Here is a 26,515-nt window from a genome sequence, read left to right on the forward strand (position 1 = left end):
CAGCCGGCATGCCGCTGCTCTCATCTTGCGAGTTGCTCAAAAAATGGGGAGTAATCGGGATTTTACAAGGGTGGGCGGAGCAACAACGGCTCAACTAGCCTTATTTACCGCATTCCCGTTCCAGGAAGCGCCAGATTGTCGGGTCCGACATCGCCGCCACGTTGACCCGCATGCGCGACGAGGGCAGCTGGCTGGGCGAAAACAAGGCGCCGGGCGCCAGCAAAAGGCCCTCGGCCAGGGCTTTTTCCGCCATCACATTGGTGTCGTGGCCGGTATCGGCCCAGACAAAGATGCCAGCCGGGGTGCTGATGTCGACCGTCATGCCTATCCTTTCCATCTGCCGGATGGTGCGGTCGCGCACGCTGTCGAGCTTGTTGCGCAAGCGGTCCAGATGCTTGCGGTAGTGACCTTCAGACAGGATCTTGTAGACGACCCGCTCGCCGACTTCGGCGCTGGTCAGGTTGGTCAGCATCTTGCGGTCGGCAAAATGCTGTGCCAGCTCAACCGTGGTGGCGATGAAGCCGGAGCGCAGGTTGGGGAGAGTGTCTTCGAGAAGCCACCCATGTAGATCACGCGATTGAGCTGGTCGAGCGAAGCAATGCGGGTCGCAGGCTGCACCGCCGAGCCGGGGTGCATGTCGCAATAGATGTCGTCCTCGACGATCATGAAATCGTGCTCCTCAGCCAGCTTGAGGATCTGGAATGCCTTGGCTGCCGACAGTGAGGTCGAAGTCGGGTTGTGCAGCACCGACACCAGCACGTACAGCTTGGGTTTGTGCAGCGCCACCAATTCCGCCAGTTTGACCATGTCAGGGCCGTCGGCCAGGCGCGGCACACCGACCACTTTGGCGCCCAGTGCGGCGAACGAGGCAAACATCAGGAACCAGGATGGATCGTCGACCAGGATCACGTCGCCGGGCTGGGTGAAGTGGCGCGCTACCAGGTCCAGCGCCTGGGTGACGCCGGTGGTGGTGACGAACTGCTCCGGCGTGGCGGCGATTTCCAGTTCGGCCATCTTTAATTGCAATTGCTGGCGCAACGGCAGGAAACCTTGCGGAATGCCATAGGACAGCAGTTGCGCCGGATTTTGCCGGCTGATGCTGCGCAAGGCGTTGGCGATCAGGTCGGCATCCAGCCATTCGCTGGGGAACATGCCAGAGCCGGGCATTTTCTTGTTGGGCGCCTGCTGGTGCATATTGCGCACCAGCCAGACCACATCAATCAGTTGCGGTTGCTTGTCGCTGGACGGATTGCTGCCGCGCTCAGCCAGCAGCGGCGAGCGTTCGCGCACATAAAAGCCGGAACCGCGGCGCGATTCCAGGCAACCCTTGGCCACCAGCCGGTCGTAGGCTTCGACCACCGTGAAGCGCGACACGCTATGGCTATCGGCAAACTGGCGGATCGACGGCATGCGGGCGCCGGTGCGCAACAGGCGGTCGCTGATGCGGGATTCGATGCTGCGCACAATCTGCTCGACCAGCGAGGTATCGCTATCGCGCGACAGAGGCTGAGATGTGGATGGCAGCTGGCTGTTGCTCAGCTTGCGCGGAGGGGCGTTGTTGGTCACTGTATTGGTCGCTGTGCAGGTTACTGTATCGGTGATTCGGCCGGGACAATGTCAGAAATTACTTGTTTAACTGTATTGGTACTGTATTGGTGTATTGGCTTAGCATAGACCTAAATCATTCATGCTGCAAATCCAGGAGCGAGTTAGCCATGCAAACACTATTCAAACAGCAGTCTCATACCTTGTCGGGCGGCAGCGTGCTGTCCGGCGTGACCGAGCAGCAGCTGATCTTGAAGGTAGTCAGCGGCCGCGTCTGGGTGACTTTTGAAGGACAGCCGGAAGACCACTGGCTGCACGCCGGCCGCTCGCTGACCTTGCTGCCGGGGCGGGTAGTGGTTGTCGAATCCGATCCGGGCAGCAGCCGTATCAGTTTGAGTGGCTTGCCGCAGCGCGGTACCCCGAACGTCCTGCGGACACTGCTGGCGCGCTTGCGCGGCCCAGGTTTCCATCCAGCTACCAGCGTGTCGTAATGATAGAAGCCTTGTTGCCGCTGGCGGTGTTTGCTTTCGTATCGTCGATTACGCCCGGCCCCAACAACATCATGTTGACCTCGTCGGGCATCATGTTCGGCTTCAACCGGACGATTCCGCACATGCTCGGTGTCACCTTCGGTTTTGGCGTGATGCTGGTGCTGTGCGCCGCCGGCATCGGCAGCCTGGTTCTGGCGCTGCCGTCGATTCATGTGGTCTTGAAAACACTGGGCTCGGCATACCTGCTTTATCTGGCCTGGAAATTGCGCCATATGTCGTTCAAGTCCGAAGTCGGCGGCAACAGCAAGCCGATGACATTCCTGGGCGCGGCGATATTCCAGGCCGCCAATCCGAAAGCCTGGATCATGGCCATCACCAGCGCCTCGGCATTTTTGCCGCCACTGCAGCCGATCTGGCTATCGATTGGCGTTTATTGCCTGGTATTCTCGCTGATCAATCTGCCTTGCGTCGGCGTTTGGGCGGTGGCGGGGTCCATCTTGCGGCGCTATCTGGCGCAACCCTTGTGGCAGCGCGTTTTTTGTACGGTGATGGTGCTGCTGACCATTTATTCCGCCGTCTCCATCTGGCTTTGACGACTAACAGGAAAAGATCCGCGGCATGACAGACGAATCGAAGGGCATGTGGCTGGGAGCGGTCGGGTGGCGATATTCAGCCTGACGCTACCGTTTACCCGCATGGCAGTGGCGGACCTGAATCCAGTATTTGTGGCATTCGGTCGCGCGGTAGTGGCGGCGCTGTGCGCCATCATCCTGCTGTGGAAGCTCAAGGCTAGCCGGCCCAGCCTGGCGCAGTGGAAGGCGCTGGCCGTGACCGCGTTGGGTGTGGTGGTCGGCTTTCCGCTGTTTTCTTCGGTGGCGATGCGTTACGTGCCGGCTTCGCACGGCGCCATCGTGCTTGGCATCCTGCCATTGGCGACCGCCGTGTTCGGTGCGTTGCGCTTCGGCGAACGGCCTTCGCTCGGATTCTGGCTGGCGGCGCTACTTGGCAGTGCGATCGTGATTGTCTTTGCGATGAGCCAGGGCGGCGGTGGTTTGCAGTTGGCCGATCTGGCGCTACTGGCAGCCGTGGTTGCCGCTGCCATGGGGTATGCCGAAGGCGGACGACTGTCGCAGACCATGGGCGGCCAACGGGTGATCTGCTGGGCGCTGGTGTTGGCTCTGCCGATATTGCTGCCGATAACTGTCTGGCTGGGTTGGCATTACGGCATCAATGCGTCCCCCAAGGCCTGGTTCGGTTTTGCCTACGTTTCCCTGTTTTCAATGTTCATCGGCTTCTTCTTTTGGTACAAGGGCTTGGCCCTGGGTGGTATCGCCCGGGTTGGTCAGGTACAACTGTTGCAACCGTTCCTGAGTTTGCTGGGTGCTGCGTTGTTGCTAGGTGAAACATTGGAGGCGAGCAATATGCTGTTTGCGCTGGCGGTGCTGGTTGTGGTGGGGTTTGGCCGGAAGATGGCGGTGCGGCGACAACCTGCCTGACGGACGCTTGAAGCCGCTAGCCAGATGGCAAAATATAAATTACCAACCTTTTCGCAAACTTGGCGGCGGATTTGAGATAATCATAGGCTTCCCGGGAAAATACCCGGCGTTATCCCATTTATCCCGTCATTGTTGCTGGCGCCATAAGCGTCGGCAAATGATTCCATCTATCGGAGTGTCAGATGTCTGTCTATGAAAAGTTGCAAGCCCTGAATATCACGCTGGCTGCCGTTGCCGTACCTGCTGCTGCCTATGTGATGTATGCCCAAAGCGGCAATACGGTTTACCTGTCCGGCCATCTGCCAAAGAAGGACGGCAAGATCTGGGTTGGGCAACTGGGCAAGGACACCACTACCGAAGAAGCCAAACTGGCCGCGCGCGCCGTTGCCATCGAACTGATCGCCACCCTGCAGGCGGCCTGCGGCGGCGACTTGAAGCGCGTCAAGCGTATCGTCAAACTGATGAGCCTGGTCAATTCGACCGGTGATTTCACTGAACAGCATCTGGTCACCAACGGTGCCTCGGAACTGATCGGCGAAGTGTTTGGCGAGCAGGGCAAGCATGCCCGTTCCGCATTTGGCGTAGCGCAACTGCCGTTGGGCGCCTGCGTTGAAATTGAAATGATTGCTGAAATAGAGTAGTCCGCGCAGTTCTGGTAGCGTTATCCGCTATCGGCCCAGGAGACGGCAGATCATAAAAATCATGGGCGTCTGCCCAGCGTTCCAGCATAGGCTGGGCACCGGACCGGCGCCTCTTAAAAGATAAGATCACTTGAAGAGAATCATATGAAAATCGAAAATCCAACCCCGCTTGAATGGCGTTTTTCGGAGCGTGCACAGAAACTGCAAAGCTCCGCCATTCGCGAAATCCTGAAGATCACCATGCGCCCGGAAATCATTTCGTTCGCCGGTGGCTTGCCGTCGCCGGCGACTTTCCCGGTCGAGCAATTGAAGGTGGCATTCGACAAGGTATTGTCCGAGCAAGGCAAAGTGGCGTTGCAATACGGCCCGACCGATGGCTACGGCCCGCTGCGCGAGTGGGTGGCCGATTCGCTGTCGACCAACGGCGCCAAGATTTTGCCGAACCAGGTGCTGATGACCTCCGGTTCGCAGCAAGGCCTGGATCTGCTGGGCAAGGTGCTGATCGATGAAGGCAGCAAGGTGCTGGTCGAGACGCCGAGCTATCTGGGGGCATTGCAGGCATTCTCGCTGTATGGCCCGGAATTCGTGTCGGTGCCGAGCGATGAAGGCGGCTTGCTGCCGGAGACGGTGGCAACGCTGGGGCAGGGCGCGCGCATGTTGTACGCATTGCCGAACTTCCAGAACCCAACCGGCCGCACGCTGTCAGTGGAGCGCCGGCATGCGCTGGTCGATATCTGCGCCCGGCTCGGCCTGCCGCTGATCGAAGACGATCCTTACGGCGCTCTCAGCTATCGCACTGAACCGCTGCCGAAGATGCTCAGCATGAATCCGGGCGGGGTGATCTACATGGGATCGTTCTCCAAGATCCTGACGCCAGGCATCCGTTTGGGTTACGTGGTCGCGCCGCGGCCGCTGATCGAGAAGCTGGAGCAGGCCAAGCAAGCAACCGACCTGCATACCGCGCAGCTGACGCAAATGGTGGTCTACAACACCATCAAGGACGGCTTCCTCAACGAGCACATCCCGACCATTCGTAAATTGTATTCGGACCAGTGCGATGCCATGCTGGATGCGCTGAAAACCTACTTCCCAAGCGAGTGCAGCTGGACCAAGCCGGAAGGCGGCATGTTCATCTGGGTGACCTTGCCGAAGCATATCGATAGCATGAAATTGCTGGACGAAGCAGTTCAACAGCATGTCGCATTTGTTCCGGGCGCACCGTTCTATGGCAACACCCCGGAAAAACATACGCTGCGCCTGAGCTTCGTGACAGTCCCTCCGGCCAAGATCCGCGAAGGGATCGAGCGTCTGGGCAAGTTGATTGCGGCGAAGATTTGATTTGAATGCGCATACTGTCTGATTGCTGCATTGTTCAGGCAGGATGCAAGATAGCAAGCCTGGGCCAGCGCCTGCAGCACATGCCGTGCGAGCAGGCGTTGGCCCTTGGCAGTTTCATCGTTTGCCATTTGTAGCGGTCCACATCGATCAAAGGTGCTCCATGCAACAATTTGCCTCCGACAACCAAGCCGGCATTTGTCCGGAAGCGCTTGAGTATCTGCTCAAGAGCAATGACAGCGGCCACGAGTCGTCCTATGGCGACGACGCCTGGACCCAACGCGTGTGCGATCGCATGCGCGACCTGTTCCAGACCGATTGCGATGTGTTCTTTGTATTCAACGGCACCGCCGCCAATTCGCTGGCGCTGGCGTCGCTATGTCAGTCCTATCATTCGGTGATCTGCCATGAGCTGGCGCACATCGAAACCGATGAGTGCGGCGGTCCTGAATTTTTTTCCAACGGTTCCAAGCTGCTGACGGCTAAAGGCGAGAATGGCAAACTGACGCCGGATGCAATCGAGGCATTGGTGACCAAGCGCGCCGATATCCACTACCCGCGGCCGAAAGTGGTCAGCATCACGCAATCGACCGAAGTCGGCACCGTCTATACCGTCGAGGAAGTTCGTGCGATCGCTGCCATTGCCAAGCGCCGCCAGCTACGCGTGCACATGGATGGCGCGCGCTTTGCCAACGCGGTGGCTTCACTGAACGTGCATCCTTCCGAGATCACCTGGCGCGCCGGCGTCGATGTATTGTGCTTCGGCGGTACCAAGAACGGTCTGCCGGTGGGTGAGGTGGTGGTGTTCTTCGACAAGGTGCTGGCCGAGGATTTCGCCTATCGCGTCAAACAGGCCGGTCAACTCGCATCCAAGATGCGTTTCATTTCCGCACCCTGGCTCGGCTTGCTCGACAACGATGTCTGGCTGCGCAATGCCCGCCATGCAAACGCCATGGCGAAATTGCTGCATCAGCGCCTGCGCGATATTCCCGGCGTGCGGGTACTGTTCGAGCCGGAATCGAATGCCGTTTTCGCGGAGTTGCCGAACCATGCCGCCCAGGCAATGCGGGCGGGCGGCTGGAAGTTCTACCAATTCATCGGTGCGGCGGTTGTCGCCTGATGTGTGCCTGGGATACACAGCCGGAAACGGTGGAACGTTTTGCAGCGGAGTTACGTAGCATCTGCATTGCATAGAAACAATTGGGGTCAGGAAACAATTAGGGTCAGAGTCAAATTAAATTAATTTGACTCTGACCCTAATTTTGCCTTGGGAGTAATAAAAAGGAGGAAAAGTCCTCCTTTTTTTGATTGCCGAGACGATTTTCAGCTTAGTGACGCGTCAGTTCTTTAATGCAGACAGATCCGCTTGCGCAGCGCGCAGTTCTTCCCGTTCTTCTTGCAGATCGGCTTGCTTTTCGGTCAGTTTCTTTTGTGCCTTCTCGATTTTCTTGGTATTGCCGTTGGCTTGTGCTTCGCGCAATTTGGTTTCTGCTTTGCTGATGTCTTGGCGAGCCTCGTCAACATCTGCCTGCTTCTTTCGTACTTCTTCTTCCGCGCGCTGGGTTTGGCGGGCATCTGTGCAGTGTTGCTGGGTTTCCTTCAGTGCCTTTTCCAGGCCGGCGACTTGATTGATGTTGCCGGCTTTCTTGGCGAAATCAATTTGAGTTTGTATCTGATTGGCTTTTGTTGCGCAATTGACCGTGTCTGCGTAGGCATGGCCGGCAATCAGCATGGATACGGAAAGGATAGGGGCGATTAGTCTGGTTTTCATGTTATCCCTTTTTAAACAGATGAATTAATGCGATTGACCATTGAGGCCGTGTGGCCGAGGGTCGCGTCAGGACCATCAATATCGTTAATCCGCCACTTTGCGTCAAGGATAATTGGCATTTCGACCAAATTTCAGACAATTCCTAGTAATTTTTAAGAGTTTCCATATCTGGTGGCGGTGGTTACGCCAGCACAAATCTTACAAGGGCAAACAGGTAGGTAAGTTGGGTGGGCACCTGCGCTCACACGAAATTCGGGAGACGCGTGGGGCAGAATTTTCTGCCCACCCGACGGGGCGTTACATCAGGTCTGAGCAGTCAACGCCACCGGCTTCAGTTTCGACTCCAACACTTTCCCTTTGCGGGCGCGCTTGCCGATATGTGGAGCCAGTCCCGATGCCGACAAGGCAACCTGTTGCGCTTTGCCGCCGCGGCCAACGCCGGACACTAAGACCCCGCGTTGACTGATCGGTTGTGCCGCCAGCAGCTTCTCATTGCTTTCCAGTTCCATCAAGATCACACCGCGACCGCCGTTGCTAAGCGATTTGCATTCATCCAGGCCGAACACCAGCAGGCGTCCCTTTTCCGACAGGCAGGCAATCGCGCTGACGCTGCTGTCGAGTGCCTGCGGCGACAGCGACAGGTCGCCTTCGTCGAGCGTGATGAAGGCTTTGCCGGCCTTGACCCGGCTCAGCATATCGCCGATCTTGGCAGTAAAGCCATAGCCGCCCGACGATGCCAACAACAATGTACGGTCTGACGGGCCGGCGAAGTAGTGCAGGATGCTGCTGCCGCTGGCGAGATCGATCAAGGTTGTGATCGGCACGCCGTCGCCGCGTGCGTTCGGCAATGTCGATACTGGCACTGAATAGATACGGCCGTTGGATCCGAAAGTCAGTAGGTTGTCGACGGTGCGGCATTCGAATGCACCGTACAGCGTATCGCCAGCCTTGAAGCCGAATTGGCTCGCGTCATGGCCATGGCCGGTGCGCGCGCGCACCCAGCCTTTTTGGGAGATGATGACGGTGACCGGTTCATCCACTACCTTGGTTTCCACCACGGCCTTTTCGGCCGCTTCGATCAATGTACGGCGGGCATCGCCGAACTGTTTCTGGTCGGCTTCGATTTCCTTGATCACCAGTCGCTTCATCGATGCCGGATTGTCGAGCAGGTCTTGCAGCGTAGCTTTCTCGTTGCGCAGCTCGGCCAGTTCCTGCTGGATCTTGATGGTTTCCAGGCGCGCCAATTGGCGCAGGCGGATTTCCAGAATATCTTCGGCCTGGCGGTCGGACAATTTGAACGCGGCAATCAGCGCCGGTTTTGGCTCGTCCGATTCGCGGATGATCTTGATGACCTTGTCGATATTCAGCAGGATCGCTTCGCGGCCTTCGAGAATATGAATGCGGTCTTCAATTTTCTGTAGCTTATATTGCGAGCGGCGTGTGATGGTGGCGAAGCGGAAAGTGATCCACTCGCGCAGGATCATGCCCAGGCCCTTCTGGCGTGGACGGCCATCGCCGCCAATCATCACCAGGTTGATCGAGGCGCTGCTTTCCAGCGAGGTGTGCGCCAACAGCATGTTGGTGAATTCGGTCTGGTCGAGGTTCTTCGACTTCGGCTCGAACACCAACCGCACCGGCGCATCGCGTCCGGATTCGTCGCGCACGGTATCGAGCACTGACAAGATGGACGTCTTGAGCGCCAGTTGTTCCGGCGTCAGGGTCTTCTTGCCGAGCTTGATCTTCGGATTGGTCAGCTCCTCGATTTCTTCCAGGATTTTTTGCGAGGAAGCGCCAGGCGGCAGTTCGGTTACTACCGCTTGCCACTGGCCACGCGCCAGGTCTTCGATTTTCCAGGTGGCGCGCACTTTCAGGCTGCCGCGACCACTCTCGTACATTTCCGAAATGGCAGTCGGTGAAGTAATGATCTGGCCGCCACCAGGGAAGTCAGGGCCGGGGATGATCTGCATCAGTTCGGCATGGCTCAGCGCCGGATTACGGATCAGCGCCACTGCCGCCTTGGCGACTTCCTGCAGATTATGCGACGGAATTTCAGTGGCCAGGCCGACAGCAATCCCCGATGCGCCGTTCAGCAGCACGAACGGCAGGCGCGCAGGGAGCAGCCGCGGCTCTTCGGTGGAACCATCGTAATTGGGCTGGAAATCGACTGTACCCATGTCGATTTCTTCCAGCAGCAGGCGGGCGATCGGCGTCAACCGTGCTTCGGTGTATCGCATCGCCGCGGCGCCGTCACCGTCGCGTGAGCCGAAGTTACCCTGGCCGTCGACCAGCGGATAGCGTAGCGAGAAATCCTGAGTCATCCGCACCAGCGCGTCGTATACCGACTGGTCGCCGTGCGGATGCAGTTTGCCGAGCACATCGCCGACCACCAGCGCTGATTTGCGCGGCTTGGCGGCGGCGTTCAGGCCAAGCTCGTTCATTGCGTACAGGATGCGGCGCTGTACCGGCTTCTGACCGTCGGAGACGTCCGGCAGGGCACGGCCCTTGACGACGGAAATCGCGTAGTCGAGGTAAGCGCGTTCGGCGAAGGTGGCAAGCGTTAACGATTCTGCATCAGGGGAAGGGGCGTCCGGGGTGGCAAATAGATCGTTTTGGTCAGTCATGGAGATTCAAGCAAATTATTCGTTAAAAGGCGTTGCCGCCGCAGGTATGGCTGGTGTTGACGAGATGGCTGGCGGATTCGGCAGCGTACTGGCTTCTGTCACCGGAGGCGGCATATTGCTGCGCCCTGGAATGACCAGATGGACGCGCTTCAGGTTGCCGCTGCCGTTGCTTCCGCTGCTACCCATGGTGATCTCGCCGAATGCCGGCTTGTACAACTGGTAGAACTGGCGCACCAGTTGCACGTAGCTACGCGTTTCCGGAAACGGCGGCACCTGGTTGTTGTATTTCTGCACTGCGCCTTCGCCGGCATTATAGGATGCAATCACCAGATCTGGCCGCGAGGGAAACATATTTCGCAAGTCGCGCAGGTAACGTGCGCCAAGCCGGATGTTGGTGCGTGGATCGGTCAGTTTTTGCTCAACAGGTTTTTTCTTGTCGCCCGTCAGGCCGTAGCGTTCGGCTGTGGTCGGCATGATCTGCATCAGGCCGATCGCACCCTTGGGAGAGACCGCACCGGGATTGAAACCGGATTCGGCTGCCATCACCGCGTTCAGCAACGCCGGCTCAAGTGCGAATTCTCGCGCAGCCTGATTCACCAGCGCTTCGTATTTCTTCAGATTGGGATGCTGCGACAGGTAACGGAACAACGGGCTGTCGCGCAGTTTCGGATTGAGTGGCGTGCCCTTGTCGGCCATCAGTTGCGATGAGTCGAAAGCGGCGTCGCCGCGCATGAAAAGCTGATAGCGATTATCCAGTTTTTCGGTCGAGAAGTGCCCGGCGCCATCCGCATCGATGTAGCCGTAAATATCCGCACGCGCGCTGCCTACCGCGCCCAGCAGCGCGAGTGTCAACAGGAATCCTGCGAGATGTTGGCCCAGATGATGGAGAAGCTTGTTCATCTGCTATCGGTAACCAACACTAGAGGTATTGGCGTTGCGGTATTTCATTAAAAACAATGTCCTTTGAGTTTGCCGGCCCGCACGACGGGTGGCATAAGTACTATGGGCAAACCGTTGCATGCTGGCGTTGCGCGGACGCATATTGCAGGATGATCGAAGTTACGTGGAACAGCCTTGTTGGGCTGGCCGCTGGAGCGTGCGACGTATAAAATTTCGTCCATCATAATACGTTTTGCCGATATGGATGGCCGACGCCGATTATGGCGTCGACTTTGCCGATTGACAACGTATCAGATATCGGCCTCGGCTTCATTGCCATGCTCTTCAATCCAGGCGCGCCGCGCTGCTGCTTCGCCTTTCCCCATCAGCATGTTGAAGCGGTTTTCCGAGGCTTCCAGATCGAAGGTGCCGAGCGTGACCGGTAGCAGCCGACGGGTATCCGGATTCATCGTGGTTTCCCACAACTGCTCGGCATTCATTTCACCTAGACCTTTGAAGCGTGAAATGCTCAGGCGCCGTCCTTGACGCCGTCCTTGCGCAATTTATCTTCGGTGGCTTCCAGCTCGCCGTCGTCCAGCGCGTAGATCTTCTGCGCCGGCTTCTTGCCGCGCGCCGGAGCGTCGACGCGATATAACGGTGGCCGTGCGATGCAGATGTTGCCGCGATCGATCAGTTGCGGGAAGTGGCGGAAGAACAGGGTCAGCAGCAGCACCTGAATATGCGAGCCGTCGACGTCGGCATCGGACAGGATACAGATCTTGCCGTAACGCAGGCCGCTGAAATCGATGGTGTCGCCCTTGCTGTGCGGATCGACGCCGATGGCCACCGCAATATCGTGGATTTCATTATTGGCAAACAGCCGGTCGCGTTCGGTTTCCCACGAATTGAGCACCTTGCCGCGTAACGGCAGGATGGCCTGGAATTCCTTGTCGCGGCCCATCTTGGCGGAGCCGCCGGCCGAATCGCCCTCAACCAGGAACAATTCATTGCGGGTGATATCGCTGGATTCGCAATCGGTGAGTTTGCCAGGCAACACGGCAACGCCGGAGGATTTTTTCTTTTCGACCTTTTGCGCCGAGCGCAAGCGATTCTGCGCCTGCTTGATGACCAGGTCAGCCAGTTTCTTGCCATACTCGACGTGCTGGTTCAACCATAACTCCAGCGCTGGCCGAGTGTAGGTGGAAACCAGGCGCACTGCGTCGCGTGAATTCAGGCGCTCCTTGATCTGGCCCTGGAACTGCGGGTCCAGCACCTTGGCCGACAAGACGAAAGAGACGCGCGCAAACACGTCTTCCGGCAACAGCTTGACGCCCTTCGGCAACAGCGAGTGCATTTCGACGAAACTCTTGACCGCACCGAACAGGCCTTCGCGCAAGCCAGATTCGTGGGTCCCTCCGGCCGACGTCGGGATCAGGTTGACATACGATTCGCGTACGATGGCGCCATCTTCGGTCCAGGCCACGACCCATGCGGCGCCTTCGCCTTCGGCAAAACCTTCGGCGTCGGCGCCGGCGTATTGCTCGCCTTCGAACAACGGGATCAGTGGCTCGGCGTTCGACGATTGCGCCAGCGATTCCATCAGATAGCCGCGCAAGCCCTGGTCATATTGCCAGGTCTGGCTGTCGCCGGTCTTGGCGTTGAGCAGCGTGACCTTGACGCCAGGCAGCAACACCGCCTTGGAGCGCAGCAGGCGCTGCAGTTCCGGTTGCGAGATGGCTGGTGAATCGAAATATTTCGGATTCGGCCAGGCGGTGACGCGTGTGCCGGATTTTTTGTCGTCGCGGCCAATCGGACGTGTGGTCAGTTTTTCGATCACGTCGCCATCGGCGAACACCATATGATGTACGCCGCCTTCGCGCCAGACTGTGATTTCCAGGCGCGACGAGAGGGCATTGGTAACCGATACGCCAACCCCGTGCAGGCCGCCGGAAAATGAATAGGCGCCGCCGCTACCCTTGTCGAATTTGCCGCCGGCATGCAATCGCGTGAACACGATCTCTACCGTCGGGACTTTTTCTTCTGGATGAAGCCCGACCGGAATGCCACGGCCGTCATCCTCGACGCTGACGCTGCCGTCCACGTTGAGGGTAACCAGGATGTTCTTGCAAAATCCGCCGAGTGCTTCATCCGAGGCGTTGTCGATGACTTCCTGGATGATATGCAACGGATTTTCGGTGCGGGTGTACATGCCCGGACGTTGCTTGACCGGTTCCAGGCCCTTCAATACACGGATTGATGATTCGCTGTAGTCAGACTGCGGTGATTTTTTGGTTGCCATTCAGCTTTGTTGGGTTAAGTGTAACTTATTGTTAATTTGCAACTAAAACGGATGATGCTGGTTATTATCCTGTGCGCATTCTAATGAAAAAAAGGCCGGCCGTTGTTCAAGCCGTGTAGTCAATCAGAAATATCCATTCAAGCGCGTTGATATCAAAGCACTGCAGAGTTGGTGTTTGGCAAGAAAATGTTGTTGTTTTGCACATTGTATTGATAAAAATAAAATGCAAATAAAGACACTGATATCATGCGATCGTCGGTGTTCGCGTACCAGGGAGAACAAAAATAATGAAAAATCATAACGCACCATTTGCTATCCGTTTCATCGGCTTTTCCGCCCGTGAAATCAATATCTTCGATGCCACGTTCTCGGTAGAGCAGAATCGTGAGAAGCAGTACCATCGTCTGTCGGCAGACAGCTTGCAGGAGCCGGACCTATATCTGGTCAATGCAGACGATCTCAAGGCGCTGGCAATCCTTGCCGACATGGAGCCGAATAATTTGCGGCCCGCGCTGCTGGTCGGCAACCCGGATCTGGAGCTGCCGTACACCACGGTCGCTCGGCCGATCCGCTGGCTCAAACTGTTTGACGCCCTCGACAGTTTGATTGAGCGCCGTCTCATCATGCTGGCCAAGCAGAATCCATCAGACATGGCGCTGGCGAATAGCGCGCCTGACCGCCGCCGGCGCGAACGTCTCGATCTGGATCTGACCGATCCTGTTGAATACGAACGGATGAGGGTGCAGTCGCCGCAGATCGACCGCATTCTGGTGATCGACACCCAGTCGACATTTCGCGACGACCTGGCCATGGCGATGGCGCACCATGTGGTGCCGGTCGAGTGGGTCGGCAGTGCCGAAGCCGCTGCGGAGGTCTATACCAGCCAGACCATTTCGATCGTGCTGATCAATCCGCAACTGCCGAACGTCGATCCCTACGATTTGTGTGCAACCATCAAGCGCCAACATCAAGACACCCGAATCGCGATTGTTCTCTTGGCTGACAAGGACTTCGTCTACGACCATGCGCGCGCCCAGCAGGCTGGTTGCGACGGGTTCTTGAGCCGGCATCTCGACCAGCCGCAGATATTGCTGGCATTGGGAAAATTTTTGTCGCTGCGCAGATAAAAGACTGCCAGGGATGATGTTCAAAGGGCGCTGCGGCGCCCTTTTTATCTGCCTGCAAATTGCATGCGTTCGCCTGAGGCGCGCGTCCGGCCCCGGTTTTACTTGCTCAGCAGGCGCATGCCGCGCTCAAGCCCATCCATTGTCACTGGAAACATGCGGTTGCTCATCAGCTGCCGGATAACTTCGACCGATTGACGGTATTGCCACAGGCCTTCCGGTTCGGGATTGAGCCAGATGAACTTGGGGAAAGTCTTGGTGAAGCGTTGCAGCCATTCGGCGCCGGCTTCCTCGTTGTTGTATTCGACCGATCCACCAGGCTGCAGAATCTCATACGGGCTCATGGTAGCGTCGCCGACGAAGATCAGTTTTGTGTCCGGCGTGTACTTGCGCAGAATGTCCCAGGTCGGAAACCGTTCGGCATGGCGGCGCTGGTTGTTTTTCCACAGATAGTCGTAGACGCAGTTGTGAAAATAAAAAAACTCCATGTTCTTGAACTCGGTCTTGGCCGCCGAGAACAGTTCTTCGGTACGTTCGATATGGTCATCCATGGTGCCGCCCACATCGAGCAGCATCAGCACCTTGATGTTGTTCTTGCGTTCCGGCCGCATCTTGATATCGAGATAGCCGGCATTATTGGCCGTGGCACGAATGGTGTCGTCCAGCGCCAGCTCCTCGGCGATTCCTTCGCGTGCGAATTTGCGCAGGCGGCGTAGCGCCACCTTGATGTTGCGCGTGCCCAGTTCGCGTTCGTCGTCGTAATCGCGGTAGGCGCGCGCGTCCCAGACCTTGACCGCGGTGCGATTGCCGCCGCTGCCGCCGATGCGGATGCCTTCGGGATTGCTGCCGCCATGGCCGAACGGCGAGGTGCCGCCGGTGCCGATCCATTTGTTGCCGCCTTCGTGCCTTTCCTTTTGTTCTTCCAGCAGTTCCTTGAGGCGGTCCATCAGCTTGTCGTAACCGAATTTTTCCAGTTGCGCCAGTTGTTCCGGCGTCAATTCGCGTTTCATGCGCTGCACCAGCCAATCCAGCGGGATGTCAGCGTTCTTTTCGAAAATGGTCTGGATGCCTTTGAAGTAGCGGCCGAAGGCCTGGTCGAATTTGTCGAAGTGGGCTTCGTCCTTGACCAGCGTGGTACGTGCCAGATAGTAGAAGTTATCCAGCGTGGGCGAGATGACTTGCCGCTGGAGAGCTTCCAGCAGAATCAGGAATTCCTTGATCGATACCGGTATCTTGGCATCTTTCAAGGTGAAGAAAAATCGATCAGCATGATGTAGGGCAGGGGCGTTATCGATTTTTTCGCGCCATGAACACCAGGCGTTCAAACAGATGCACATCCTGCTCATTCTTCAGCAATGCGCCGTGCAGCGGGGCACGACTGCCTTGGTGTCGCTGCTGTGCAGCGCTTCTGGCGGAATGTCTTCGGCCAGCAGCAGCTTGAGCCAGTCCAGCAACTCGGAGGTCGACGGCTTCTTTTTCAGCCCCGCCACTTCGCGCACCTGATAAAAGGTTTCCAGGGCCTGCGCCAGTAGATCTTTCTTTAGGTTCGGGAAGTGGACGTTGACGATCTCTTGCATGGTCGCCTTGTCGGGAAACTTGATGTAGTGAAAGAAACAGCGGCGCAGGAAGGCGTCCGGTAATTCCTTTTCATTATTCGATGTGATGATGACCAGCGGGCGGTGCTTGGCGCGCACCATTTCCCGTGTTTCATAGACGTAAAATTCCATGCGGTCGAGCTCACGCAGCAAATCGTTGGGGAACTCGATGTCGGCCTTGTCGATCTCATCAATCAATAACACCACTTGTTCGTCGGCATTGAATGCCTGCCACAGGACGCCCTTGACGATGTAGTTGTGAATATCCTTGACGCGCTCGTCTCCGAGTTGGGAATCACGCAGGCGCGACACCGCATCGTATTCATACAAGCCTTGCTGTGCCTTTGTGGTCGACTTGATATGCCATTGCATTAACGGCATGTTGAGCGCAGCGGCAACTTCTTCCGCCAGCATGGTCTTGCCGGTGCCTGGCTCACCCTTGATCAGCAACGGCCGCTGCAGTGTCAAGGCGGCGTTCACGGCCAGTTTCAGGTCGTCGGTGGCGACGTAGCTCGGGGAACTTTCAAAACGTGTCTCTGGTCGCATCATCAATTGTAAAGTGAAGTAAAGTGAAAGCAAATAAAGTCGAGTATAAACGAGATTCAATTGGCCAATTGGCTGGCCATTAAGCTGCCCCATCGGCAACGCTTAAGAACGCTATCGAGTTATTTTGATGCTGAGATAACAGTTTCTTCACCGTCAATTCACTAGAGCCAATGAAAATTCTATTTCTTCGCCTGCGGGTGATGTGGCGCCGGTTTCGGCTTGGCGAGCGCCACCAGCAAAAAGACAGCCTGCATTACGCCACGCAAGTCGATACCCTGATGCGTCGCGCCAGCCCATTTTCTGCCTGGCAGGAACGCGCCAACTGGATCATCGATATTGTTGAGTGGCTGCGCCACACACCCAAAGTTTCTTTGTTGGATAAGGAAATTTTGCTGCGCGTCAAGCAGCAACGCCTGCATTTTTTGCTGGATTGGCTGGATGCAAATCGCCATGTACGGCGCGTGGTGCAGACTACATTGCAGAAAACCCTGCGGGAGGCCGCCGGTCCTGAACTGTTTTGCGCTACTGGTTTGCCGCATGAGCCGGCCTTCTTTAGCGAACTCTCCGAGCACCTGGTCAAGCTGGTGCTGCCAAAACCGCCCTTCGAGGCCGATCTGTCGGCTCTGTTTACCGCGCTGTTTCCAACCTCCGAAGATGCCGACTGGCTGCTTGAGCTGGATCAGCAAAGTGTCGCGCGGGTCTGGAAACTGATCGCCGATGACGGTATCGCCCACACTTATGAGCAACAAATCGACGAAGCCCTGATTCACCTGGCGACAACGGTAGTCGCAGATGGCATCAGCAAGGCGTTTCGTCAGCGCCTGGATGCCAAGACGCCATTGCAGGCAACACCATTCATGGTGTTGCGCCGCGAACTGGAGACGTATCTGTATGTCAGTCCGCGCGACGAGGCGGCATTGCGCAGTGTGCGTATGCTGATCGCTGTGTGCCAGGCGCAGACCGACAAGATTTATGCGCATCTCGATGAGCACGGTGTCTCGGTCAGCCTGGTGTATCGGGTCGAACGCATGCGGGCGCAACTGACGCGTATGGCGCGGTTGGTTGAGTTGCGCGGCGCCATCTATGGCACGCCGGATCATCATCGCGAAGCAGGGCCGGGCGCAGGTCAGATCCAGGCCCTGCTGGGCGACCTGATTGCGGCTCATCACCACGGTTCGTCGGTACGCGGTTTGGTCAAGCGCAGTTTCTCGCTGCTAGCGCGCAAGATGGTCGAACGCAATGCCGGTCACGGCGAACATTACATCGCGCGCGACAGCAGGGAATACAGCGCCATGTTCAAGGCAGCCTGTCGCGGCGGCGTGATCACGGCCTTTACAGTGCTGGGCAAATCGCTGGTGTCCGGTCTCGGCGCTGCGCGGTTTTTCGAAGGCTTGTTCGCCTCGTTGAACTATGCCGTCAGTTTCATCGCCATTTCCGCCGTCGGCGGCGTATTGGCGACCAAGCAGCCGGCAGTGACGGCGCCGGTGCTGGCGTCCAAGATGGGGCAGCTCGATACGGTCGAAGGTTTGCGCGCATTGCTAAGTGAAATCGCGTTGCTGTTGCGTTCGCAGGCAGCGGCAGTGTTCGGCAACCTGATCGCAGTGATTCCGATGATGTTGCTGATTTCTGGCGGTGTCTTGCTGTTTGCCGATGCGCCGATGATGACTGCCGAGCATGCGCAAGCCAGCATGCATAGCTTGTCGCTGATCGGACCGACGCCTTTGTTTGCGGCCTTTACCGGGATACTGCTGTGGCTGTCGAGCTTGGCGTCGGGCTTTGCCGATAACTGGTTTGCGCTGCGCCGGATGCGTGAGGCGCTGACGCACCAGCGTCGCCTGGTCTATGTGCTGGGCGCGTTGCGGGCTGAGCGCTGGGCAGCATGGCTGGATCGCAATGTGGCGCAGATCGCCGGCAACGTAACGTTGGGTTTCCTGTTGGGCATGACGCCGGTGCTGGCACAATTCTTCGGTTTGCCGCTGGACGTGCGTCACGTGACATTGGCCACCGGCAGCCTGACCGCGGCTGCCAGCAGCCTCGGTTGGGAAGTCCTGGCGAGGCCGCAATTCTGGCTGGCGCTGGCCGGCATCGCCAGCATCGGATTGTTGAATGTCGGTGTTTCCTTCGCTTGTGCGCTAACGCTGGCGCTGCGCGCACGCGATGTGCCGAGGCGTATTCGGCGCCTGGTATTCAGGGCGGTGCTGCGGCGCTTCAGTGCGTCGCCGCGCTCCTTCCTTTTTCCTGAAAAACCGCCGGCCGTGGCGCCAACGGAACCCGCAGTAACGGAGGTCCTGGACTCTTCGGCCGACGATGATATCGCTTCGCCGCAGTCAGGTGCTGTGGCCGGAACTCCAAGCGAGATGGCGCGCCCGCCCGACAGCCGGCTGGGTTGACGGCTGCTTTTGCATCGTGCCCGACGTCCGCGGAAGAGCGTGCCGGGGCACCTGAAAAGCGGCACAAAATGCTGGCCATAGTGTTCTAAAAGCTGCGATTTTGACATCGACCGGCGTGGACTCTGATTGTTTCTTGGGGTAAAATTAATCGCTTTTAGTGTAGGGTGGCGACGGCAACACGCGTCAGTTAGTGCTGCCTTATCTGCGGTATAAGCGGTGGAGAATGGAGATTATCTGCTGCCTACGCTGTATATCTTGAAGCATTTGAGGCAATATTCGCGGCAAGTTTCGCAGCACAACACAATTACCCAGCTATTATGAAAAAACTAATTGCACTTCTCGCGTTTGCGAGTCTTGCCAACGTGGCCGCAGCTGCGGACATCGTCGGCAATGCCAAGGCAGCTGAAAACAAGGTATCGATGTGTATCGGATGTCATGGCATCCCAGGCTATAAAGCCACCTTCCCGGAAGTCTATCAAGTGCCCATGCTGGGCGGCCAATCCGCAAAATATATCGAAAGTGCGCTGAAGGCTTATCAGAAGGGCGATCGCAAGATGCCAACCATGCACGGCATCGCGGCCAGTTTGTCCGATCAGGACATGGCGGACATTGCGGCTTACTACTCGCAGCAAAAATAAGGAACCCACACAATGAAAAAAATTTTTGCTGGCGTGGCGTTTCTTCTTTCCACCAGCGCATTCATCAATGCCCATGCTGCCGGCAACATTGCGGCGGGTGAAGCTGCAGTGAAAAAATATTCCTGCGCGTCCTGTCACGGTGCCGATTTCCACAGTCCTATCGATCCCAGCTATCCAAAGCTGGCCGGTCAGCCGCAGGATTACCTGCAGCATGCCTTGATCGCCTATCAGCGCGGTAGCGATGGCCCTTACGGCCGTAGCAATGCGATCATGGGTGGCCAAGCGAAGGCGCTGTCGCATCAGGAAGTGCAGGACATCGCAGCTTATCTGCACAGCTTGCCGACCACATTGGTGCTGCGCAAATAAAATCAGGCGAGCGGTTCTTACCGAGCCGGATCAAATCGAAAACCACGCAATCATGATTGCGTGGTTTTTTTTCGTGCGTCTGCACCGGCAGAGTGCGAGGTACGCGTTGATTGATCTGTCGGCAGACCAGTTGAGTGCATTCACCCTGCAGAACGAATGCTTGCGTGCTTGGCGCGCGCCGAATGAGTGCATGTTTATGTCTTTCGATACAGAAAATTGTGTGTATCTTTTTGTGCTGTGACATTTCATTTTGTGTCCATTTTCTTACGCAGAATTTTCCTATGCCCGGGATTTCGGAAGATTTGTAAGGAGATGTAAAAGGGGATAAATAATTATTGCAGTGTGGAAACTGGCGATTTATGCTGGACCCGAATCAAGCAGCATCAGTAACGTGGAAAGACAAGATATTTCATGGCGACACTTACCTCACAAGCGTAATGCTGTCGTATCGGTAGTCCTTAAAAGGGAATAGTGATGATCGGCGTTGAGCATGCAGTACATGCAGTGTCCTTGCAGTCGCAATCCAGGCCGTTCATGGATTCCTTCTTCCATATTCCCTTCCGTATTTCGGTACTGATTGCGCGATCTCCGCATCTCGCGCGACGGCCATCCCAATAACGAGTCCTTAGCAAGGCCGTTATCCCCGCATCGCCACTAGCGATGCAAATCTGACGTTTGGCGTACTCATGCACGGCTGCTTTTTTGCAACCGCGTGGTGCTGCACATCTGTGGTCTGTGCGTGCCTCAAGATTTCAGGCTGCAGGGAGGTTTCATCTTGCGTGCATTGCATTCAGGATGGGTTGCTAAGTGCGCTGACGTTACTGCAAGTTGTCTCCACGTTGTTTCATGTTGCTTACTTTATTTAAAAAAGGAATAAGAAGATGAAATCTAAAGCATCAGCAGTAAAGATCGGAGATTTGGCACTTCCGCGCACCTCTGCGTTGGCATTAGCGCTTTCCCTGGCATGTGCGGCACTCGGCGCGCAGGCTGCGACCGTCGATACGTCTTCTTGGGTTTCGACCAAGACAGAAGCGTTTTTGCCAAGAGTACAGACGCACGATACTACCGGTGCGGCGGTTACTGCGGATAAAGTCGCGGTGGATATGGCGCAGGGTGAATTGAAGAGCATCACAGTGAGTCTGCAATTGCGTAACCAGGACAAGCTTGAGAGCTTCCTGAAAGCGCTGCATACACCGGGCAATGCTTCGTATCACAAATTCCTGACCCCGGAACAGTTCGCCGCACAATATTCGCCTACCCAGGCGCAGGTTGATGCTGTCGTTGCGCACTTGACCAAAGCTGGATTCAAAAACATCAGCGTCAGCTCGAACCGCACGCTGATCAGCGCAGACGGCACTGCAGCGACGGTGGCGCAGGCATTCAATACTTCCTTGAAGCGTTTTACGCATGAAGGTCGTAGTGTTTTTGCAAATGACAAGCCGGCGCAGGTTCCTGCCGAGTTGGGCAGCATCGTTGGTTCCGTGCTTGGTTTGCAGAATGCCGCGATACATCATGTTTTGCATAGCGGCGTACATGCAACAGCGAAGACGATCACGCAAGCTGCAGCCGGCACGGAAACATCCCATACCCCGGTGCAATACCCGGCGATCTATGGCGATGTCACCACACCTGCCGCATCCACAGCAGTTGTCGGTACGATTTCCGAAGGGGACATGACGTACACCCTGAATGATTTCGCCACTTTCCTCGCCAATAATCCGAGCCTGCCAAAACTGACGCCGACTGTTGTCTATGTTGGCACCGAGAGTTCCGACGAGTCCGGCGAAGTCGAATGGGCGCTGGATAGCCAAGTGATCTATGGCGCCTCCGGCGGCGTCAAGCAACTGATATTCTATACAGCGTCGTCGATGGAAGATGCGCCGCTGACCGCCGCCTATAATGCGGCAGTCACTGCCAACGTCGCCAGCGTCGTCAACGTTTCGCTGGGCGAGTGCGAGGCCGCTGCCAAGTCATCCGGTTCGCAAGCTGCAGACGATGCCGTCTTCAAGCAAGCTGTGGCGCAGGGGATCACTTTCTCCGTCGCAGCGGGTGATGCAGGTCCGTACAACTGCGATACCGACTCTGCTGGCAATCCGGGTGTGGCAAGGACTACCACCCAGAAAAAGACCTATGACGTGAGTGAGCCTGCCAGTTCTCCATATGTTGTCGCAGTGGGTGGCACGGCCTTGTTCACAACGTCGGCTGGCGCTTATAACGGCCAGGCAGTGTGGAATGAAGGAACTGCTTCGACTGGGGATGGCACAGCGGTGCGTATCTGGTCCACCGGCGGCGGTTTCAGCGGCAATGAAGCGGCGCCAGCGTGGCAAACTTCCAGCATCGTCGGCACTGGCCACACCACACGCGGATTGCCTGATATCGTGTTCGATGCAGCGTCCGCCAGCGGCACTTACATCTACATCACCGCCTCGAACAACGGCGGCACGGCAGCCGGTGTAGTCGGCGGCACCAGCATGGCGGCGCCAATGTTCGCGGGTTTCTGGGCGCGCCTGGAGTCGGCGCACGGCAACAATCTGGGTTTCCCGAACTCGGCCTGTACGCAGCGATTCCATCTAACCCGAGCCTGGTTTTCCCTGTGACCAGTGCAACGGTTGACGGCGATGCAGTCAACTATACCGGTTGGAGCACGACCTATCCGGGGATGAAGGCGGCGGCATCGGGATGGAGTGCGGCGACTGGCTTTGGCAGTTTGAATGTCGATAAACTCAATGCTTACATTACGGCTAATCCAAGCGTTTTCCCTGCCAAGTAACATGGCTTGCCGCCTGCAGGCAAATCTGGTTTTGTGCAAGTAAAGCCGATTTGTTGACGGGATCAGGAAAGCACTGAAAGCCACGCGATCATCATTGCGTGGCTTTTTTTATTCTTGCGCGTTAGGAAAGCGCAGCGAAAACACTGTCAGTTGATCAGTTGATCGGATGAGATCAACCTGTCCGCCATGCAGTTTCATGATTGATTGCACGATCGCCAGACCCAATCCGGTTGACGAGGCAGAATCGCTACGCGCCGGGTCGACACGGTAGAAGCGATCGAACAGCCATGGGATCGCCGCATCGGCGATGGGCGGGCCGGGATTGCTTACGGAGATGACGGTAACGCTGCCCGCATGCTGTGCTTGCAATAGTACCGTCTGTCCCGATGCTGTGTAGCGGATCGCATTGGCCACAAGGTTGCTGATTGCGCGCCGCAACAGTATTGGATCGGCGCGTACGCGGGCGCTGGCATCGATACTCAGGCGTACTCCCGTATCTGCTGCCACGCCTTCAAAATAGTCGGCGATGCGCTGCAATTCCAGATGACAGTCCAACTCCTCGAATGACAGCGCGACATGGGCGTGATCGGCGCGCGCCAGGAACAGCATGTTGTCCAGCATGCGCGCCAGCCGTTCGTACTCTTCGACATTCGATTCCAGCAGTCCCTGGTATTCCTCCGATGAACGAGGTTGCCCCAGCGCTACCTGGGTCTGCACCATCAGGTTATTGATTGGCGTGCGCAGGTCGTGCGCCAGGTCGGCAGAGAATTGCGAGAGCCGCTGGAAGCTGTCGTGCAGGCGATCGAGCATTTCGTTGAACGCTACGACCAGTTGCTGCAATTCGTAGGGTGCACTGGTGACATCGAGGCCGCGATCCAGCCTTTGCGCCGTAATCAGATGCGCCTGTAGAGCAATCAGCCGGGTCGGCTGCAGCCCGCGACGCAGCAGTACGTACCCGAGCAGCGCCGCGAACGCAGCGCCGGCCAGCGCGGCGCCGAGGATTTGATTGCGATAGCTGGCCAGCATGGCGAGGCTGTCGCTGGTGTTGTGGGCGACAATGACTTGGACTAGTTCGCCGCTGTTGTCGATCCTGGCCCAGAGCGCGGTCGCGCGCACCGGCAAACCGGTCGACGTGCGCAGGTTCAGTCGCGATTCCCGATCCGGCAAGCGGTCGGCAGAGGTCAGCGGCAGCGCCGGCAGGCTGCCAACGCCAGGGCGGGTATCGAGTAGCGGCGTACCGTCGGCGCTGCGCAGGATCAGCAGCAGGTCATCGTGACCAAGTCCGGCGTCCATGAACATGTGCGGATCCTGGCGGATTGACTGCACGGACGCCGCTTTGCCAACCAGATGCCGCATCAGCGTCACCTTGCCCAGCAATTCCTGGTCGTCGTGGTTCTCCAGTTGGCGCGCCAGCGAATAATAGAGATAGCCGCCAACCAGCGCAAACGTCAACAGTGTAGCCAGTGCAAACAGTAAAGCCAGGCGCACGGTCAGCGAGCGCGGTGCAGCCAGCTTCAAGGCCGGTCCTCCAGCACGTAGCCCATGCCGCGTACAGTGTGTATTAGAGGCTTGCCGTAGGGCTCGTCGATTTTGACGCGCAGGCGGCGGATGGCGACATCCACGACATTGGTATCGCTATCGAAATTCATGTCCCAGACCTGGGAGGCAATCAGCGAGCGCGACAGCACTTCAGACTGCCGTTTTGCCATCAGATGTAATAGCGAAAACTCCTTGCTGGTGAGATCGATGCGGTCGCCGCCCGGGTTACGCGACGCTTCATGACATCGATTGCCATGTCGGCAACGTGCAGCATTTCGAATTCGCGGATTGGTCCGCGCCGCAGCAACGTGCGGATGCGGGCCACCAGCTCGGCAAATGCGAATGGCTTGACCAGGTAGTCGTCGGCACCCAGTTCCAGGCCCTTGATACGGTCTTCAACTTCGTCGCGCGCAGTCAGGAACAGCACTGGCGTCGCATGATTCTTGCGCAGTTCACGAATCACCGCCCAGCCGTCCATGCCAGGCAGCATCACATCCAGCACGATCAGATCGTAGTCGTCTGAGGTGGCGCAATGCAGGCCATCGGCGCCGTTGCGCACCCAATCGACTACGTATCCGGTTTCGCTCAATCCCTTGCGCAGGTATTCGCCGGCCTTGGGTTCGTCTTCCACCAACAGGATTCGCATAGATCACCTTTCCGCTTACGCCAACACGCAGCAATGCCGATTATCGGCCATAAATTGCCGGTCGTGGATTACAAAACCGTAATCCGGTCGTCACCTTCCGGTTTTACCCCGCTTCCTACACTTGTCCCCAACGATGCAGCTCCCCGCTTTTGACTGGTGAGGATGAGGCTGTTTCGTTGGATTTTTCCTCAACTACCTGGAGATTGAAAATGAATATCAAGCAAGTTATCGCCATTGCGACCCTGCTAACTGCCACTGGCGCTGTGATGGCGCAGACGCCCACCGGCCAAAAACCGGCGACCGGTGTACCCATGACCGACAACAAGCCGGCAACCGGCAAGGAAAAGGGGGCGCCGCAGCCACATGACCACAAACAAGATGCTCCCAAGAAAACGATTCATTCCGGTGCCTGATCGCAGTCTTAAGCAGATTTTCTTCAGCGCGTCCGGTCGTTTAACGGAATCGGCCGCGCTGGATTTCAGGGAGCCGTTGATGCACAAATTTTTCTTGCCGCTCGGGCTGGCGGTATTGGCCTGTCAGTTGTCTTTTGCTCAGGATGCGCGGCATAGCCCGGATGCACCTGAAAGTGTGTTGCCGCATACGCAGCAACGCATCAATTACACCTTGCCGCCTCCGGACATCAAGGCTGGTGGCGCCAGTTTGAGCCTGGAGCAGGCGATTGCCCGCGCGTTCAGGAGTAATCCTGAACTGGCGGCGGCAGGGCGTGAGGTTGAGGCGGTAACCGCTTCGATTCAGCAGGCAGCAGCGCGGCCGAATCCGGAAATATCGACCTTGCTGGAAGATACCCGCAAGGAAAACCGCACGACAACTGTTCAATTGAACCAGGCGATAGAACTGGGCGGTAAGCGTCACGCGCGTATTACTGCGGCGGAAAAGGCGCGCGACGCGGCGCAAGTGGATTTGCTCGCCAAACGCGCCGATTTGCAAGCGGCCGTTGTCGCTGCGTATTTTGCCGTGCTGGAGGGACAAGAGAATCTGCAGTTACTGCAAAGTTCATTGCAACTGGCGCAGCGCGCCAGCGCCATCACTGCCAAGCGGGTTGCATCCGGCAAGGTGGCGCCGATCGAGGAAACCAAGGCGCGGGTTGCCGAAGCCGGGATCCGGGTCGAATTGCAACAGGCACAAGGTACCCTGGATATCGAGCGGCGTCGCCTGGCAGCCACTTGGGGTGCCGGCGCGCCGGACTTTACTGCCGTCGATGGCGAAATCAATGCGCTGCCGGCGTTGCCTGATTTGGTAGCCCTACAGGCACGCTTGCCCAATGCACCCGGCTTCGTTCGCGCGCGGATCGAGGTTGAGCGGCGCCAAGCCATGTTGCGGCTGGAACGCAGTCGCCGCATTCCCGATGTCACCGTCAGCATCGGCAGCAAGCGCGCGGAAGAAATCGGTCGCAATCAGATGATCGTCGGCTTGTCGATTCCACTGCCGCTGTTCGATCGCAACCAGGGCAATGTGCTGGAAGCCTTGCGGCGGACCGACAAGGCGCGCGACGAACAGAGGAGCGCGGAACTGCGCATCAGTGGCGAATTGGCCAATGCTTACCAGCGCCTGCAACTGGCGCAGCAGCAGGCGGCGGCTTTGCAGTGGGAAATCCTGCCGGCGGCACAACAGACCTACGACATCACCACCAAGGGTTTCGAGCTTGGTAAATTCAGTTTCCTGGAAGTGCTGGATGCACAGCGCGTGCTGTTTCAGGCCAAATCACAAGCCCTGCGCGCGCTAGCAGAGACACATCGCGCTGCCACCGAGATTGAGCGCGTGGTAGGGACATCTCCATCAACCGATTCCCCGCAATAAAATCC

The 26,515-nt window shown here is 57.4% G+C and carries 17 protein-coding genes and 6 pseudogenes; 14 read left to right on the forward strand and 9 right to left on the reverse strand.

Features of this window, described 5'->3' with window-relative positions; genetic code table 11:
- Positions 1 to 100 precede the first annotated feature (100 nt).
- Positions 101 to 1,566 (reverse strand): annotated as a pseudogene (locus CAter10_RS08645) (aminotransferase-like domain-containing protein).
- 149 nt (positions 1,567 to 1,715) lie between these two features.
- Between CAter10_RS08645 and CAter10_RS08650 the strand changes: the two are divergent.
- The 6 genes and pseudogenes from CAter10_RS08650 (at position 1,716) to CAter10_RS08675 (ending at position 6,702) form a co-directional block, all read left to right on the forward strand.
- Positions 1,716 to 2,036: a DUF2917 domain-containing protein gene (locus CAter10_RS08650; RefSeq protein WP_061533100.1), complete on the forward strand. Its 321-nt coding sequence runs from the start codon at positions 1,716 to 1,718 to the stop codon at positions 2,034 to 2,036.
- Positions 2,036 to 2,629, forward strand: a complete 594-nt coding sequence (locus CAter10_RS08655) for a LysE family translocator (protein WP_061533101.1) — start codon at positions 2,036 to 2,038, stop codon at positions 2,627 to 2,629. Before CAter10_RS08650 ends, CAter10_RS08655 begins: the two co-directional genes overlap by 1 nt.
- A 25-nt stretch (positions 2,630 to 2,654) precedes the next feature.
- Positions 2,655 to 3,532: pseudogene (locus CAter10_RS08660) on the forward strand (DMT family transporter).
- A 182-nt stretch (positions 3,533 to 3,714) separates the two neighbouring features.
- Positions 3,715 to 4,173, forward strand: a complete 459-nt coding sequence (locus CAter10_RS08665) for a RidA family protein (RefSeq protein WP_061533102.1) — start codon at positions 3,715 to 3,717, stop codon at positions 4,171 to 4,173.
- A 144-nt stretch (positions 4,174 to 4,317) separates the two neighbouring features.
- Positions 4,318 to 5,511 carry an aminotransferase-like domain-containing protein gene (locus CAter10_RS08670; protein WP_061533103.1) on the forward strand — a complete coding sequence of 398 codons (1,194 nt, stop codon included), beginning with the start codon at positions 4,318 to 4,320 and terminating at the stop codon, positions 5,509 to 5,511.
- A 160-nt stretch (positions 5,512 to 5,671) separates the two neighbouring features.
- Positions 5,672 to 6,702: pseudogene (locus CAter10_RS08675) on the forward strand (threonine aldolase family protein).
- Between the two features lie 145 nt (positions 6,703 to 6,847).
- On the opposite strand, the gene CAter10_RS08680 reads toward CAter10_RS08675, so the two are convergent.
- From CAter10_RS08680 to CAter10_RS08695, 4 genes and pseudogenes are all read right to left on the reverse strand, one after another.
- Positions 6,848 to 7,279, reverse strand: coding sequence for a DUF1090 domain-containing protein (locus CAter10_RS08680; protein ID WP_082797843.1), 432 nt, complete (start codon positions 7,277 to 7,279; stop codon positions 6,848 to 6,850).
- 302 nt (positions 7,280 to 7,581) lie between these two features.
- Entirely contained in the window at positions 7,582 to 9,900 is a 2,319-nt protein-coding gene (parC, locus tag CAter10_RS08685; RefSeq protein ID WP_061533105.1) for a DNA topoisomerase IV subunit A, read from the reverse strand.
- Positions 9,901 to 9,915: 15 nt separating this feature from the next.
- On the reverse strand, positions 9,916 to 10,800 hold the full coding sequence (locus CAter10_RS08690; protein WP_061533106.1) for a lytic transglycosylase domain-containing protein: 885 nt from the start codon (positions 10,798 to 10,800) through the stop codon (positions 9,916 to 9,918).
- Between the two features lie 290 nt (positions 10,801 to 11,090).
- Positions 11,091 to 13,078, reverse strand: a pseudogene (locus CAter10_RS08695) (DNA topoisomerase IV subunit B).
- 287 nt (positions 13,079 to 13,365) lie between these two features.
- On the opposite strand from CAter10_RS08695, the gene CAter10_RS08700 reads away from it, so the two are divergent.
- Positions 13,366 to 14,205, forward strand: a complete 840-nt coding sequence (locus CAter10_RS08700; protein WP_061533107.1) for a response regulator — start codon at positions 13,366 to 13,368, stop codon at positions 14,203 to 14,205.
- A 98-nt stretch (positions 14,206 to 14,303) separates the two neighbouring features.
- On the opposite strand, the gene CAter10_RS08705 is transcribed toward CAter10_RS08700, so the two are convergent.
- Together CAter10_RS08705 and CAter10_RS08710 are read right to left on the reverse strand one after the other, a co-directional pair.
- On the reverse strand, positions 14,304 to 15,449 hold the full coding sequence (locus CAter10_RS08705; RefSeq protein ID WP_417924712.1) for a vWA domain-containing protein: 1,146 nt from the start codon (positions 15,447 to 15,449) through the stop codon (positions 14,304 to 14,306).
- Positions 15,450 to 15,489: 40 nt separating this feature from the next.
- Positions 15,490 to 16,343, reverse strand: a pseudogene (locus tag CAter10_RS08710) (AAA family ATPase).
- 170 nt (positions 16,344 to 16,513) lie between these two features.
- On the opposite strand from CAter10_RS08710, the gene CAter10_RS08715 reads away from it, so the two are divergent.
- The 5 genes from CAter10_RS08715 to CAter10_RS22770 all read left to right on the forward strand — a co-directional run bounded on the left by CAter10_RS08715 (position 16,514) and on the right by CAter10_RS22770 (position 22,507).
- On the forward strand, positions 16,514 to 18,733 hold the full coding sequence (locus tag CAter10_RS08715) for a site-specific recombinase (protein ID WP_082797844.1): 2,220 nt from the start codon (positions 16,514 to 16,516) through the stop codon (positions 18,731 to 18,733).
- Between the two features lie 317 nt (positions 18,734 to 19,050).
- Positions 19,051 to 19,371, forward strand: coding sequence for a c-type cytochrome (locus CAter10_RS08720; protein ID WP_061533108.1), 321 nt, complete (start codon positions 19,051 to 19,053; stop codon positions 19,369 to 19,371).
- Between the two features lie 12 nt (positions 19,372 to 19,383).
- Positions 19,384 to 19,737 (forward strand): c-type cytochrome, encoded by a 354-nt coding sequence (locus CAter10_RS08725; protein ID WP_061533109.1) that lies wholly within the window; start codon positions 19,384 to 19,386, stop codon positions 19,735 to 19,737.
- An 881-nt stretch (positions 19,738 to 20,618) separates the two neighbouring features.
- Entirely contained in the window at positions 20,619 to 22,334 is a 1,716-nt protein-coding gene (locus CAter10_RS08735) for a S53 family peptidase (RefSeq protein WP_061533111.1), read from the forward strand.
- Positions 22,331 to 22,507, forward strand: a complete 177-nt coding sequence (locus CAter10_RS22770) for a hypothetical protein (protein ID WP_164840428.1) — start codon at positions 22,331 to 22,333, stop codon at positions 22,505 to 22,507. Before CAter10_RS08735 ends, CAter10_RS22770 begins: the two co-directional genes overlap by 4 nt.
- Positions 22,508 to 22,615: 108 nt before the next feature.
- Here CAter10_RS22770 and CAter10_RS08740 read toward each other — a convergent pair whose 3' ends face one another.
- Positions 22,616 to 24,025 (reverse strand): heavy metal sensor histidine kinase, encoded by a 1,410-nt coding sequence (locus CAter10_RS08740; protein ID WP_061533112.1) that lies wholly within the window; start codon positions 24,023 to 24,025, stop codon positions 22,616 to 22,618.
- A pseudogene (locus tag CAter10_RS08745) lies at positions 24,022 to 24,692 on the reverse strand (heavy metal response regulator transcription factor). The gene CAter10_RS08740 and the pseudogene CAter10_RS08745 overlap by 4 nt, the downstream one beginning before the upstream one ends.
- Before the next feature lie 209 nt (positions 24,693 to 24,901).
- Here CAter10_RS08745 and CAter10_RS08750 point away from each other — a divergent pair.
- Both CAter10_RS08750 and CAter10_RS08755 read left to right on the forward strand, forming a co-directional pair.
- Complete coding sequence (locus CAter10_RS08750; protein ID WP_061533113.1) at positions 24,902 to 25,105, forward strand: hypothetical protein; 204 nt, start codon at positions 24,902 to 24,904, stop codon at positions 25,103 to 25,105.
- A 79-nt stretch (positions 25,106 to 25,184) separates the two neighbouring features.
- Positions 25,185 to 26,510 carry a TolC family protein gene (locus CAter10_RS08755; protein ID WP_061535246.1) on the forward strand — a complete coding sequence of 442 codons (1,326 nt, stop codon included), beginning with the start codon at positions 25,185 to 25,187 and terminating at the stop codon, positions 26,508 to 26,510.
- The last annotated feature ends 5 nt before the right edge of the window (positions 26,511 to 26,515 follow it).

The organism is Collimonas arenae (genome assembly GCF_001584165.1).
Classification (GTDB): Bacteria; Pseudomonadota; Gammaproteobacteria; order Burkholderiales; family Burkholderiaceae_D; genus Collimonas; species Collimonas arenae.

Coding starts and splice junctions, on each gene's coding strand:
- CAter10_RS08650 (WP_061533100.1), top strand. CDS start 1,716: ATGCAAACACTATTCAAACAGCAGTCTCATACCTTGTCGGGCGGCAGC.
- CAter10_RS08655 (WP_061533101.1), top strand. CDS start 2,036: ATGATAGAAGCCTTGTTGCCGCTGGCGGTGTTTGCTTTCGTATCGTCG.
- CAter10_RS08665 (WP_061533102.1), top strand. CDS start 3,715: ATGTCTGTCTATGAAAAGTTGCAAGCCCTGAATATCACGCTGGCTGCC.
- CAter10_RS08670 (WP_061533103.1), top strand. CDS start 4,318: ATGAAAATCGAAAATCCAACCCCGCTTGAATGGCGTTTTTCGGAGCGT.
- CAter10_RS08680 (WP_082797843.1), bottom strand. CDS start 7,279: ATGAAAACCAGACTAATCGCCCCTATCCTTTCCGTATCCATGCTGATT.
- parC (WP_061533105.1), bottom strand. CDS start 9,900: ATGACTGACCAAAACGATCTATTTGCCACCCCGGACGCCCCTTCCCCT.
- CAter10_RS08690 (WP_061533106.1), bottom strand. CDS start 10,800: ATGAACAAGCTTCTCCATCATCTGGGCCAACATCTCGCAGGATTCCTG.
- CAter10_RS08700 (WP_061533107.1), top strand. CDS start 13,366: ATGAAAAATCATAACGCACCATTTGCTATCCGTTTCATCGGCTTTTCC.
- CAter10_RS08715 (WP_082797844.1), top strand. CDS start 16,514: ATGAAAATTCTATTTCTTCGCCTGCGGGTGATGTGGCGCCGGTTTCGG.
- CAter10_RS08720 (WP_061533108.1), top strand. CDS start 19,051: ATGAAAAAACTAATTGCACTTCTCGCGTTTGCGAGTCTTGCCAACGTG.
- CAter10_RS08725 (WP_061533109.1), top strand. CDS start 19,384: ATGAAAAAAATTTTTGCTGGCGTGGCGTTTCTTCTTTCCACCAGCGCA.
- CAter10_RS08735 (WP_061533111.1), top strand. CDS start 20,619: ATGAAATCTAAAGCATCAGCAGTAAAGATCGGAGATTTGGCACTTCCG.
- CAter10_RS08750 (WP_061533113.1), top strand. CDS start 24,902: ATGAATATCAAGCAAGTTATCGCCATTGCGACCCTGCTAACTGCCACT.
- CAter10_RS08755 (WP_061535246.1), top strand. CDS start 25,185: ATGCACAAATTTTTCTTGCCGCTCGGGCTGGCGGTATTGGCCTGTCAG.